Below are 12,664 nucleotides of genomic sequence, written 5' to 3' on the forward strand. Positions count from 1 at the left end.
ATGAAAAAACTGACTATGGCACCGCCAGTGGTCGTAGCGGACAAGGCGCTGATTGCGTCTGTCATTTTTACCGTGCCACCGCAGGGGACGGCATCAATTGGTCAGTCCGACAGTGTTTCACTGGAAATACTGCAGCGCGAGATTAAAAATCGTCTTGATAAGCCGGTTCTGATTTCAGTCTTCCCTCACCGCGTTGGGCGCCGCAGCTGCGTGGCGGTACATCTGACGGATGCTGGCGGGAAAAAACTGGATATTCTCATCACGGTAACCGGTAACACGCTGTGGCCTGGTGAAGCTGAGTTCGAAGGCAGTCTGCGCTGGAACATCTGCGTGCCGGATGCCACCGATATGTTATGGGTACTGAAGGAGATCGACAGAGTTACCGACGGCGAGGTGTTCAGTTAAAACGGCCCTGCCTGTTTGTCAGGCAGCGGTTTCAGGCTGTCTGACAAACAGGCAGGCTGCGGGTGCGGGCGGCATAGAGCCCGCTTTACAACAATTTTTAACAATAATAAAAATGTAACTTCCTCCTAAAGTTTTGTTAGGATTACGCCGATTTTAACTTTATTGGACAGATTCGCATGGTTGCTTTGCTGCGCTTCTTCAGTCATGACAACGGCGGAGAAAAAGTGTATTACTTTTCATCTGGTGTGTGTATTATAGCCAGCACGCTTAAACACAGCTATCCGTTGCAGGTCGTCTACTATGCATGAAGACAACCTGGGAGCAGTTAAACATAAGCATTTTGCCGAAAAATTGGTCATACTTGGTGATCAGTTTTGTGAAGGTGCCTATGTTGACATTGAGTTCATCTTGTCAGGATGCTCAAAGCGACGAATTGAAATTAGACTGCTGTTTATGCCCCCAACTGATGACCCGGCAGCAGCTGAAACGATGCACCAGATGATTGGTGTGGAACTGGCAAGCCAGTTCTCTATCCAGGTCGTAAGTTTTTATGATCGTGCAATTGAAGACCGCCCCTGTGCAGACGGTAATCCATTTGGAAAACCCGCCGGTGGCTTGGATCTTCACTTACATGAACTAAACTATCTCTATAAAACGATAGTCGAGATGATTTTCCGTGTCGCAGACACAGAAAAGATTGAACTACTCTTTTTCGGCGCAGATAACGAAAAGCTGCAACGCGTTTATGATCGGTACATCAAACGCTATGCTGAAAAGATGGGGTTCTTCTTTGCAACTCAAGGAGCATACTATGCAATTAGAACGCAACACTACCCGCAACAATGATAAGGGTGGAATTGACTATACCGCTGTACACGCAGGTAAAGTCGAGATGTTAAAGCGTTTTCTGACTGTTAAGACAAAAGCTGAACAGGCAGGCGCTTATAAAGTTAAACCTCTCTGATCTAGCCATCCTGGTTGTAAAGGCTCCTTGAGGAGCCTTTTTTATTTCTTTATTTTCAGCTGGTTATGACAAAACCTTTTATAATCATTATCCATCATTGAAACAGCTCTGAATCTTATACAGACGCCGTGTTTCGCTTCTCCGGCCGTCAGGCGCGATATCTGCCGCCATATCCAGGCATCGCTCTCTGCGGCGGGCAATGGCCTCGCGTTCGGCATCTTCCGTTACCTGATCCATCACGGTCAGCCAGCGGCGGGCAGCACGTCGCCATAACCCCCTTCTTTCCAGCGATTCTGCAACATTATCTTCCAGTTCCATATGCCTCCACCGGCGTAACTGTCGCTTCAACAGTGCCAACTATTCTTCCATAAATGTAATCACAGTTCTTTATTTCCCCTGGATCGCATTCCCAGAAAATGGACTTACGTCTACAAACTGGAGCCTGTTGATGCGCTATCCCTTTGAACTCGATCCGCAGATTATTCACCACATCATTTACAGTCAGGCCGGCTCTGTCGGCAAGGCCGTCATTGAACTCATCATGAACAGCGTCGATGCCGGTGCCGGCGCGGTGATTATCGATATTACCCCGGAGGGCTTCTCCTGCCGGGATAATGGACGCGGCTTTACGTCATACAATGACGTAAAGCGCTATTTCGGGCGTTTCGGCACGCCGCATCAGGAAGGTGATGCGACCTACGGGCGCTTTCGTCTGGGTCGCGGCCAGATCATGGCGCACGCCCGTACACTCTGGCGCTCGCAGCGCTGGCAGATGTCGGTTGATACGCGTGAAATGGGTTATCACTATGACCTGGAAGAAATTGCGGAGGCTGAGCCTGGCTGTCATATCACTGGTGAGTGGTATGAACCGCTGACCAGTCAGGAGCGCATGTCATGTATTCAGGAAATCCGCGATCTGGTGCGCTATACGCCCGTCACGGTGCACCTCAACGGCACCATCATTACCCGCCAGCCGGCACTGGAGAAGTGGGATGCGGAGGACGATGAGGCCTGGTATCGCCTCCGGGAAGACGGCGCCGTGTCGGTTTACAATCAGGGCGTTCTGGTACGTCATGATCCGGGACACATCTGGGGCGTGGGTGGCCTTATCGTCAGTAAAAAACCCATCGCGCTTAACGTCTCGCGTACTGAAATCCTTCGCAAGATCTGCCCTGTCTGGAAAACAATTGCCGCCCGGTTTGGCCAGCTTGCCACCGCCTTCTCTGACAATCAGGGGAAACATCGTAAAACTGAAGCGCGTCGGGAGAAAACCGCCCGCGCTTTGCTTTCCGGTGAAGGCGACCTGCAGAAGCTGATGCACGATGAAGAGGTCATCACGCTCCTGCCCGGCAAACGTCACGTCACGCTTGAGCACTTCATCCGTAAGTGCCGCTATTACCCGGCGGCAACCGACAAAAACTGCTTCACCCTCGCGCGGTATGCTCGCGATGTTCCGCGCGGGGAAATCATTGCCCGGGCCAGTATCGCGCCAGTGGTGCATCCTGTCACGCTGTCCCGCTTCGGCTGTTACGAGCCGGAAGAGTTTATGGAATGTCTGAGCCGCGTACGCGCAAACCTGATGGCGTACCGTGAACAGTTACCCCGGTACCGGCGATGGGGTTCCGGCTGGCAGTCTGAGCTGGTACTTATTGATTTCGACACCCTCAGCGCAAACTTTATCGACCGCACGCAGATGGTCAGCGAGAAACAGCTTGATAAGGAAACGCGACGGGCGTGGACAGCGCTACGCTGGTGCCTTACCCAGTATGCTGCTGTCTGCTCGGGAGGCGAAGCGGGTTATCAGTCACGTTCTTACGGGGGTAAGCGCTTTCAAATCCTGCTGGGTGAGTCCACGTCGGCGGATGCCTGGACGGACGGAGAGACCTACATTGCCTACAACATCAATATCGTCCGCCGGCTGAAGTCCGATGCGCTGCAGACTGCCAGTCAGCTGTTCAGCCTGACGGAGCACGAGGTGGCACACCAGGGCGACAGCCTGGACTGTGGCCACGACGAGACTTTTTATCAGCGCTTCCATGATATCAGCACCCTGTGCGCTCCTGAACGCCAGCGTTACATGCACGTCTGGCTGATGAAGTACACGACCAGCCTGGAGGCAGAGGGTAAACGCGCAACCGGAACAGCCTGGAGAGAGCGTTATCTGACTGAGCGTGCCAGCACCGGCCGGGAGAAAAAAGGACTCCCCGGCGTTATCAGTGATGCCGGAATTCGTGATGCTGTAAGCGCACAGCCGGATCCGGAAGATATGACACGGCTTGACTTTCTTAACCAGCAGCTGAAGGGCGCCAGTGCAGCGGCGCCTGTAAGGTCCGACTGGGATAGCGCGGTGGCCGCCGGCATTGAGCAGGCCCGTAAGAATCAGTCAGAACGGTTACGGGAACAGCAGGCTCCGGAGGACTGGTACACTGCAGAGGATGATGCATCCGACATTCTGACCGAGGAGCAACGGGCAGCTGAAGCTGAAGAACAGATGTGGCTGGCGTCCCGTAAAACACATTACCTGTCCCTTTTACCCGGCGCTACTGAGGAGGTTTTGAACGACTGGGTGGTTGAGTTCCTTGCCATTGCGACCGATTCAGATGAGGAAGCACGTGCTGCGTGGGCCATGCGTGCCTGGGAAAACAGCGACCTCTGGTTTGCCAGAAATACTCCAGCCGGCATTGAGGCGGAAGACCTCCATGAACAGGAGGCTGAACACCCGCCTGAACAAAGCCTTCCTGCAGAGTGGCTTCCATTTATCGTGGAGGGCGAAACCCGATGGAGCATTGAGCGTAACGCAGCTGCAGCAGGTTTTGTCCGTGAAATGGATTATCTGGAGTGGCGCCGCGACAGCACCATCGGCGGGTCATCCTGATCGTGCGGAATAACGGTTTTCTCAACTAGCCTGCGCGCTGAGAAATTATCAGCGCCGGGCTCAGAGTTAATTACTGACCGGCCCTGTTATTGAACGCACCCTGAGCAGGTTACTCACTCAGGGAGTGTTCTCCATGAAATTTTCATTTTGCTGCCTCGCAGCACTGTTCCTTACCGCCGGTGCCCATGCCGGCACCGTCATTTATACCGACAGCGCCCACCCGGTAACGGGCAACCCCGGGCCTGACGTGACTGTCATTCTGCTGGATGCGCCTGACCGGCTGCAGGCGGATCTCTTCGGCCCGCTGCCGGCAGACCCGGCGCAGGCTGAACAGCAGGCGCGGGCTGTCATCAGTTCGCCCGCGTTTAAGCAGCGCCAGCAGGACCTTGCCGGAACCTATGCCGGTCTCACGCACGCCTGGTCGCTGGGTCTTGAGAAATATCCCGCGGTGGTGTTTGACGATAAGTGGGTGGTCTACGGCACCACGGACGTCGGCGTGGCCACGCAGCAGCTGAACGCCCGGAAGGAGTCTGCACAGTGAAAATGTCTTTCTCCCGCCCGCGCCGGCTGGCACTCGCCACGTTAATGGCCTGCACCGGCACGATGGCCAGCGTCAATACCGCGAGTCTGCTCTCAAGCGCCGCCAGTCCTGACTGTATCAGCTGGCGCATCAGCGGTATCTGCTACTGGCTGTTCTGCACGCCTTTCGGCTGCTCCGTTAAAACCTCCGTGAAGGTCACCCATTTCATTCCGGAAGCCGTGGTTTCAGCCTACCTGAGCCCTGGAGCCAATCCCTGGACGGAGATGTCGGCCGTCAGCAGCCTGGCTGATGGCGCCGAGAGTGCGCTCCTGGGAGGCGCTGCAGGTGTGGCGACCGGTGGCGGACGGCAGGAAATGAAGGTGCCCGGCGATCGCAAGCAGAACCTGCACTTTTACTACGGCGATGCGTATGGCCATCCAGCTACCAGACTCATCGGCGGAATGGTGCCGGGGTATTCCTGTGACAGTGCCGCCACGCCTTTTATGCCGTACTTCACAAGCAGCCTCGATGCGCTTGCCTGGCGCACCGGCGTACCGGAATCGCTCTACCCGGAGGCGTTAATCCCGGGACAGCGAGAGATTGGCAGCACGGCCAGCGGCAACATGTGGGGGAATGTCTACCCCCGCAGCGGCTTTGTTACGCAGACCGACAGCTACAAGTCGGCGGCCGTTGTGGTGCAACGCGTGGCCGACATTATCACCCGCCAGGGACAGCTGCATGTCTACAGCCCGCTCACCGGGCAGCGTTCGCCGGGCTACTGGCCACCCGACCCCGTCCAGGAAAATACCGGCACCAAAAATCACAAATGGCAGCGTCTCTCTCCCCAGCTCTCGCAGAGCTGCGCAGTGTTCCCCGACACCGGCGGGCAGATAGCTGAAAACGGCAACTATGCCTGGGCGCTGTGGCAGCCCTACAGCTGCTGCAAACGACGTGGCCAGACCTTCCTTTACAGCACCGATTTCTCCTGAGGACTAAGCAGATGAAACAGCAGTATTCTCAGCGGCTCTACCGCCCTCTGGCGGCATTAGCCTTCTCCGCCTTTCTCTCCCTGCCGGCACTGGCTGTGGACACGTCACTTTCGTCCGGCGGTGCGTCAGTAAGCGGTGCGATTAATGACGGACTTTTTTACTCTATTGGTGGCGGCTCAGTGATCTCACCGCCACCGAGCCGCAGCAATATGTCCAGACTGGGGCTGAACGGTGGGTGGAGCAGTGACCTCATGTGCGGCAACTTTGACCTGAAAACGACCGTAGGCAATCAGCTCAACGGCATCACCAGCGGATTCAAGGACCTTATGGGTAACGTGATTCAGGGCGCGACCGGCGCGGTCATGAGCATGCCGGCAATGGCCATTCAGCGTGCTAATCCTGGACTGTATGAAATGCTCACCAACGGGGTGCTGCAGGCAGGGCTCAACTTCGATAAAGCGCAACTCAATTGCCAGAATATGTCAAAAAAGCTTGCTGACTATACCCTGGGCAGCAAGTGGCAGCAGGCTGCTGTATCCGAAGAATATAAGGATATTGTGGCGTCCAGCGGCGGAGACGCCGTCTCCAGCGACCAGCAGCTGCAGAAGGCCACCGGTGAAGAAGGCGTAACCTGGGTTGGCGGTCAGAAGCGCGGAGGCAAAGGCCAGCAGGCCATTCAGCCGACCCGTGACCTGGCTAAAGCCGGTTATAACATGATGAACAGCCTGCCGGTGACCAGCAACAGCAGCGTGGGCTCCGCCAGCTGCAACGGCACGGTCTGCCAGCGCTGGAAAACCTCGGATGATGCGGCAGCGGCGGTGGTTAAGGTGCTGGGCGATCGTTCGATCCGGACCTGCAGAGAAACCAGCGAATGCACAAGCGGCGGGGCTGAAAACCAGCCCGGCAGTTCTGTCGCCGGCACGGGATTCTCACCCGTGCTAGAAGATGCTAGCAAAGCCAATCTGGAACAGCTGGGTAAACTGGTCGGCGGTGAACTGCAGCCAACGGCCGATAACCTGGCGGCGCTTAAAACCGGCAGCCTTGTTGTAACGCGCGGCGTTATTCAGTCACTGCGCGATGACCCGGACAAGGTCGCGCTGGTTCAGCGCCTGGCCGGCGAGCTGGCGATGGCTGACACCGTGGAAACAGCACTGACCATGCGGCGCATGCTGACCACCGGAGAATCAGAGCCAAACGCCGCTGAGCAACCCGAGGCGCTTGCTGAAGGCGACCGCCGCATTGATGCTCTTGACCGCGAGCTCAGCGCCCTGCGTAACGAGATGGAGTTGCGCAAATCCATCAGCAACAACAGCCTGCTGACCACGCTGGCGCGTCAGGGAGAGCGTAACCAGGATAACCAGCTGCAGCAGAAAGCCGGCAATCAGGATCAGGGCTTCAGCCAGATGAACCAGACGCAGTCTTCCGGAGCAAACTGATATGACACTCTCCTCTGTTCGCGGCCGTGCGGGCCGCATATTACTCATGCTTCTCCCCTTACTGCTGGTAACCGTGGCCATGTTTGCGCTGGCTTCGGTCTTTATGGCGTATGACCCGGACGGCCAGCTGACACGCCTCTGGCTGCATGAGAGCCGGTGGGGGCTGTTTGCCTGGCGACTTGTGATGTATGCCGGCATCGCTGCAGCCTGGGGCCTGAAGATCCGCCCGCAGCTTCTGAAGCGGTGGCCGGAGGCTCGTGCCCGCCTGCCGCGCACCGAGCTGCTCGGGGTGCTGTTTATTCTGGCCACGGAATGCGTGGCCTGGACCGGCACGGCATAAGGGGAAGATCATGACAGCAAACAGTTACCTGGAATATTTTCTGGTCCTCTTTGGCTGGGTGATGAACAATGCCATGTGGACCATTCTCAGCAGCACAGGGCTCTTCGCGCTGCCGCTGGTTTTTAAGGTCATGGGCGTGTGGCTCAAGGTGCGTGAGGAAGGTGCAGATGAAGGGAATAAAGGATTACTGGCGCTCCCGCGCATTGAGCATGCCATTTATGTTTCATTTGTGGTGATGCTTTTTTGCTGCATCCCGCTGCTGCCAGTAGATATCAGCACCATCAAATTCGACAGTTCCCGGGCAAAGCAGTGTGGCATCAGCGTACCCACGCCGCAGAACTCGGGCTACAGCGGTTTAGTCAATGACTTTGACGGTCGTACCGCCCAGGTGCCCATCTGGTGGTATCTGCTGCATATGATGTCTAAGGGCACCACCCAGGCCATGATTGCGTCCATTCCCTGCGGCACGCAACTGCGCCAGATGCGCTTTGACGTGCAGAACACGAAGCTGCGTGACCCGGTATTGCTGCAGGAGGTCCAGGACTTTGCAGATCAGTGTTATTCAAGGGCCTATTTCCGGCTCAAGAACAGCAACAGTCAGCTCAGCGATGCCACCATTAACTCGGTAGGCTGGATTGGCAGCGACTACTTCCTGAACACGTCGGGCTATTACGACTACTACACCGCCACCACCCCGAGGAGCCAGTGGCCCTATAACAGCTCCCGCGACAGCGGCTATCCGGACACCGGTCAGGGCGGCTATCCCACCTGTAAAACGTGGTGGTCCGATGGCTCTTCGGGGCTTCGTACTCGCGTGCTGGCCACCTTTAGTGATTACACACGTAAAGAAGTGCAGAGGCAATTTCCCGGTCAGCAATGGGAAGAGGTCGTGCTGCGGTGGATAGTAAGCCCGCGAAATGCCGGACTTTCGGGAGGCGGTGTTACTTACATGGCCGGTGCAGATGACACCGTCTCCGGTATTGGCGGAAATCTGTCACGGCTGGCATCTACTGTAGGTTTAGGTATGAAGCAGGTAGAAGCACTTCCTGGCTTCGATGCGCTGAAACAGGCGCTTCCGATGATTCAGGCGCTTCTGCAGATGATGATTATCACTGTGATACCGGTGCTGATGATGTTCAGTGCTTACGAGCCCAAAACAGTGGTTACCATATCATTTGCACTGTTTGCATTGCAGTTCATCACCTTCTGGTGGGAGCTGGCAGGATGGCTTGATGACAGATTGATCACTATTTTGTACTCAAGTCTTGCGGCTAATGGGCTTGCTTCAGGTCAACCTATAGCGGATTTCCTTAGTTCACCTCGTGATGGATGGATAATGAATCTTGTGCTGGGAATGATGTACGTAGTTTTTCCGGCATTCTGGGTGGGCATGCTTGGCTGGATAGGGGTAAAAATTGGTGGCATTGCTGAGGGATTCATTAAGGGTGGCGCTCAAGCTCAACAGGCTGGACAAGAAGGGGGGGCGATGGCAGGAGAGGCTGTTAAAGCTGGGGTGAAGAAACTCGTCTAATACTCATTATAACTAGTGCTGAGGCTGGCAGTTTCATCGCTGACAGCCTCTAATCACGATCTATCCTGAAATTGCCTACATACCACCCATAACCTTCAGCACCATCACGAAACCCGTCTTTAGGTTTTTTGGTCTTATTAGTCGAAGCAGGTAGTTTTGAAACAATCAAAGAAGCTGCTGTGCAAGCTGTCTTTACAGAGTCTCTCACGTCGTCCCCAAAACTACGACCACTCTCGTATTTCTCTAACTCTTCATTCCAGTCACTTGCCATAAGATCTTCCTCGTTCACAACACAAAGCAAAGATTGTCATGTCGAATCACATTACTAAAAAACAGCACTACTGGCAAATTTTTGAACAGTAACACGGCTCGTTTCATCAGGTACCACATTAGGGTTCTATCAAGTTGTCCATCGGATGAATTTTGAATTTATTACAAAACCCACTTCTCACAGAGATGTTATAGTAAGGTGCGAAAAATGAAGTTCATCTTTAAAACATACTGGTGAAAAAATGGTCTCATCCAAAACGCATAGACTTAATTCGCATTTCAGTGATTCTAAGTTTCAATTAACAAGTGAGCTCTTATCAGCATGCATTGGTTATGGAAGCCATATTGAACCATATGGATTTATTACTGGGTTTAGTGGTAAAAAAAGAGATGGATATGCAATTTTACTGCGGCTAATGTCAAGGGCTTTTGATGTAAATGACGTGCCAATTGATGATGACAGAATATACACCAGGTATAGCAAGGAGGTTGATGCATTTATTGCTTCCCTGAGTAAACCACAGTTAAATGAAATCGCCGGTGAGTTGAAACATATTTATCTTCACCTGCAAGGGATTTTAAATGATGCGGGAGTTACTCATATAAAATTAAGGCGAGAAATCGGCCCCAAAGAATTGCCTCGACAAAAAATTAATGAAGTAACAGTATCATCTCATTTTTCTGGACGTCTTAATTATAGTGACTTACTCATGCTGTATAAATCTGCAGCTGATTTATTAGGTAAAGAAAAAATACCTGTACTTATGGACGTACTTAACTCCTTTACTGACACCAATAACAAAGGTGGCTATGGATCTATATCGATTGAGTTAAGCATACCTGCAGAGGATGTCCTGTACTCATACTTAATGTTCCCTTCGGATCAAATGGAAGGAGAAGAGTGGATAATAATGAACAGGTCCTCAACAGGTGTAGTTGAAATACCTGTTTCCAGCATTGTTATTAGCGATGATAAGATCAGGAAATTTTATGAGGAAAGCTATAGGGATTTAACTTTGGATTTTGCACAGCAATTATTCAGCATGGAGTATTCTAGAACATGGGGGAGGTTACCACTGTTCCGTTCCTTCTAACTAGTTTCGAAATGGCGTAGAGTTCTAATAATTTATTGAACCTTTATTCGCCACCTGCTTCAGACTCGTTATCTTATATGATTCACATGAGGCTATGACATTTAACTTGTAAAAGGATCATGCTTCGATCTAACATCTCCCTCGTTGTACCGTTGCGTAAAGCAACATGCCAATGTCCCGGCAATCTGAGAGGGACGCCTTCGGGTGATTGCATGCCAAAACCGTCATGACCTGAGAGACGGTGCCTTAGGGCGGTAACTCCGTTTAACCTTTGAAAACGGAGGTCGCACAACGACGAAGGTCCTTTTCTTTCTATGCCTGTTCAGGGCTTTTTCATCTCCACGGCGTTTTTCGCCAACGTTTACTCTTTCGTTCAGACGCTGAATTCCGGTTGCAAACTTTGCGACGTGGGTATGACCATTTGGAACATTTGGGCATCTTCCACGACTGCATTGAGAGCAGAGGAGCGCGGCGTCACTTGCGTTCGAGTGAAACGAGTACCAAGTGACGCGCGCAGCGCATAACTGGCAGCGCTGACGCACTGCCGTTTAAACAACGTCTTTACCAACTGACCAACACGTACTCAAAGGTTTTAAGCGCCTTAAAGACGTGCTTCATTCACTGTTTGTTCACTTATCAATCAAACGTCTTAACCGTAAAAACGGCCAGGGACTTCATTAAAAGAGGAGAAAATCGACACGATATCGATGGCGACACCAGTCAACACACTGGTGTGTGGAAGCAGACTGATTCATTTCAGCCCGGTGCAAACCGCGAACAGGTCAGAGACCTGGGGAGCTTCGCAATAACTCAACATTTCGCCGCCCCGATGCACAGATATCTGTCGAGACGCAGGAAGCGCAACAATAAACCGTGCCGTCGGGGTGAAATTCATCGTCTGTAGCTGTGGTGCAGTCGGTGTCAGTGCTTTTCCGTTCACACAGACGGAAAAGCACTGACACCTGTTTAAGTGGAGGGGGGATTATGGCAAAACTTAATAAAAATCTTAAAACGCTTGCCAGACAGGCGGGGGGAAGTTTTAAAACTGTTTCTGACCGAATGAAAATTGCTGACAGGTTTGCCGAACGTTTATTAAGGCTTAATGTTCAAATCAGAGATATCAAGAACATTAAAACGTCGCATATCGAACTGTATATGAAAAGTCGCCTTTCAGAAGAAATTTCCAGGCGCACTCTTCAAAATGAAATGGCGGCAATCCGCGCTTTACTGCGGGTTGCAGGAAAGACATTCATGGCTAATCCTTCTCATGAAAAACTGAGCAACCAGGCCCTGGGGATTTCGGAAACGAGCCGGGACGGAACGAAGGTTGCCATTCCCGATACTTATTTTCGTCAGGTATTAACGAGTGTAGAGCAAAAGGATGAGGGCATTGCCTGCGCAATGAAGCTATCCCGATTACTCGGTTTAAGAACGGAAGAAACAGTTCAGTCTGCTAAATCATTGCGTACCTGGCAAAAAGCGTTACTGAATGGGGACGAAAAAATACGCATTGTATTCGGTACAAAAGGAGGGCGCCCAAGAGATACCACGGTATTAGATCGTGATGCGACTCTGGCTGCAATCAATGCGTCTCTTAAACATCTGAGTGAAAATAATGGCAAGTTAATCGATAAACCATCATTACACACGGCCATTGAACGCTATCGCAATGTCGTCCGTGAATCAGGATTAACCGGTAAATATGCACCCCATAGTTTACGTTATGCGTACTCTGTTGATGTTATGAATCTCCATATGAAAAAAGGTTTTACTAAAGAAGAGGCACAGGCTCTTGCATCAATGGATCTGGGACATGGCGATGGAAGGGGGCATTATGTGGCGCGTATTTATAACAAGGTTGAGCTTCATGATTAAGCATGGTTTTATTTCTGGTGATGTTTCGATTATTTGTCGCGTGCTTTTAGGGTTTAAAGTAAACATTTCACGCATTATCGACAGGGGACATTGCGAGGTAGCCTGTTTACAGGAGGCTTATGCCCATTATGGTGACAGGTTCACCCGTACTGATGCCTGTCTGTACTTCACTCAGGGCGCACTGTTTGAAACTTTCAGGATTGTGCTGAGAGAAAAATAATGCGGGGAGATCTTTGCGTTGACACTCTTGCCTGAGGTGCGGGAATTGTGTACGCTTATTTTGCTAACGTTGTCTCTGACAACTGCCAATGTTCCGGTGATTTGAGAGGAACGCCTTCGGGTAATCACATGCCAATGCCATCACA

General features: G+C 52.3%; 14 protein-coding genes. 12 read left to right on the forward strand and 2 right to left on the reverse strand.

Annotated features, from left to right (window positions below):
- The 3 genes from AC6I8P_RS15895 (at position 1) to AC6I8P_RS15905 (ending at position 1,369) form a co-directional block, all read left to right on the forward strand.
- Positions 1 to 405 (forward strand): hypothetical protein, encoded by a 405-nt coding sequence (locus AC6I8P_RS15895; RefSeq protein WP_498030754.1) that lies wholly within the window; start codon positions 1 to 3, stop codon positions 403 to 405.
- Between the two features lie 300 nt (positions 406 to 705).
- A complete protein-coding gene (locus tag AC6I8P_RS15900) occupies positions 706 to 1,251 on the forward strand; it encodes a hypothetical protein (RefSeq protein ID WP_498030755.1) in 546 nt (181 codons plus the stop codon).
- Entirely contained in the window at positions 1,217 to 1,369 is a 153-nt protein-coding gene (locus tag AC6I8P_RS15905) for a hypothetical protein (RefSeq protein ID WP_498030756.1), read from the forward strand. The genes AC6I8P_RS15900 and AC6I8P_RS15905 overlap by 35 nt, the downstream gene beginning before the upstream one ends.
- An 87-nt stretch (positions 1,370 to 1,456) precedes the next feature.
- Here the strand turns inward: AC6I8P_RS15905 and AC6I8P_RS15910 are convergent, their stop codons facing one another.
- The gene (locus AC6I8P_RS15910; RefSeq protein WP_498030757.1) at positions 1,457 to 1,687 is read right to left on the reverse strand and encodes a PerC family transcriptional regulator; all 231 of its coding nucleotides are present in this window, start codon (positions 1,685 to 1,687) and stop codon (positions 1,457 to 1,459) included.
- A 130-nt stretch (positions 1,688 to 1,817) separates the two neighbouring features.
- On the opposite strand from AC6I8P_RS15910, the gene AC6I8P_RS15915 reads away from it, so the two are divergent.
- The 6 genes from AC6I8P_RS15915 (at position 1,818) to AC6I8P_RS15940 (ending at position 9,060) form a co-directional block, all read left to right on the forward strand.
- Positions 1,818 to 4,244 (forward strand): ATP-binding protein, encoded by a 2,427-nt coding sequence (locus tag AC6I8P_RS15915; RefSeq protein ID WP_498030758.1) that lies wholly within the window; start codon positions 1,818 to 1,820, stop codon positions 4,242 to 4,244.
- Positions 4,245 to 4,377: 133 nt separating this feature from the next.
- A complete protein-coding gene (locus AC6I8P_RS15920; protein ID WP_059009527.1) occupies positions 4,378 to 4,785 on the forward strand; it encodes a TIGR03757 family integrating conjugative element protein in 408 nt (135 codons plus the stop codon).
- Positions 4,786 to 4,787: 2 nt separating this feature from the next.
- Positions 4,788 to 5,753, forward strand: a complete 966-nt coding sequence (locus AC6I8P_RS15925) for a TIGR03756 family integrating conjugative element protein (RefSeq protein WP_303832537.1) — start codon at positions 4,788 to 4,790, stop codon at positions 5,751 to 5,753.
- Between the two features lie 11 nt (positions 5,754 to 5,764).
- Complete coding sequence (locus AC6I8P_RS15930; RefSeq protein ID WP_498030759.1) at positions 5,765 to 7,189, forward strand: integrating conjugative element protein; 1,425 nt, start codon at positions 5,765 to 5,767, stop codon at positions 7,187 to 7,189.
- A gap of 1 nt (position 7,190) precedes the next feature.
- Positions 7,191 to 7,529 (forward strand): hypothetical protein, encoded by a 339-nt coding sequence (locus AC6I8P_RS15935; RefSeq protein ID WP_104187970.1) that lies wholly within the window; start codon positions 7,191 to 7,193, stop codon positions 7,527 to 7,529.
- 10 nt (positions 7,530 to 7,539) lie between these two features.
- The gene (locus AC6I8P_RS15940) at positions 7,540 to 9,060 is read left to right on the forward strand and encodes a conjugal transfer protein TraG N-terminal domain-containing protein (protein ID WP_498030760.1); all 1,521 of its coding nucleotides are present in this window, start codon (positions 7,540 to 7,542) and stop codon (positions 9,058 to 9,060) included.
- 49 nt (positions 9,061 to 9,109) lie between these two features.
- Here the strand turns inward: AC6I8P_RS15940 and AC6I8P_RS15945 are convergent, their stop codons facing one another.
- Entirely contained in the window at positions 9,110 to 9,331 is a 222-nt protein-coding gene (locus AC6I8P_RS15945) for a hypothetical protein (RefSeq protein ID WP_146068652.1), read from the reverse strand.
- Between the two features lie 241 nt (positions 9,332 to 9,572).
- On the opposite strand from AC6I8P_RS15945, the gene AC6I8P_RS15950 reads away from it, so the two are divergent.
- The 3 genes from AC6I8P_RS15950 to AC6I8P_RS15960 all read left to right on the forward strand — a co-directional run bounded on the left by AC6I8P_RS15950 (position 9,573) and on the right by AC6I8P_RS15960 (position 12,519).
- Complete coding sequence (locus AC6I8P_RS15950) at positions 9,573 to 10,424, forward strand: hypothetical protein (protein WP_498030761.1); 852 nt, start codon at positions 9,573 to 9,575, stop codon at positions 10,422 to 10,424.
- Between the two features lie 984 nt (positions 10,425 to 11,408).
- Positions 11,409 to 12,299, forward strand: a complete 891-nt coding sequence (locus AC6I8P_RS15955) for an integrase domain-containing protein (protein ID WP_255152473.1) — start codon at positions 11,409 to 11,411, stop codon at positions 12,297 to 12,299.
- Positions 12,292 to 12,519 (forward strand): hypothetical protein, encoded by a 228-nt coding sequence (locus AC6I8P_RS15960; protein ID WP_146068654.1) that lies wholly within the window; start codon positions 12,292 to 12,294, stop codon positions 12,517 to 12,519. The genes AC6I8P_RS15955 and AC6I8P_RS15960 overlap by 8 nt, the downstream gene beginning before the upstream one ends.
- The last annotated feature ends 145 nt before the right edge of the window (positions 12,520 to 12,664 follow it).

The sequence above is a fragment of the gamma proteobacterium symbiont of Lampromicra miyakona genome, from assembly GCF_059730895.1.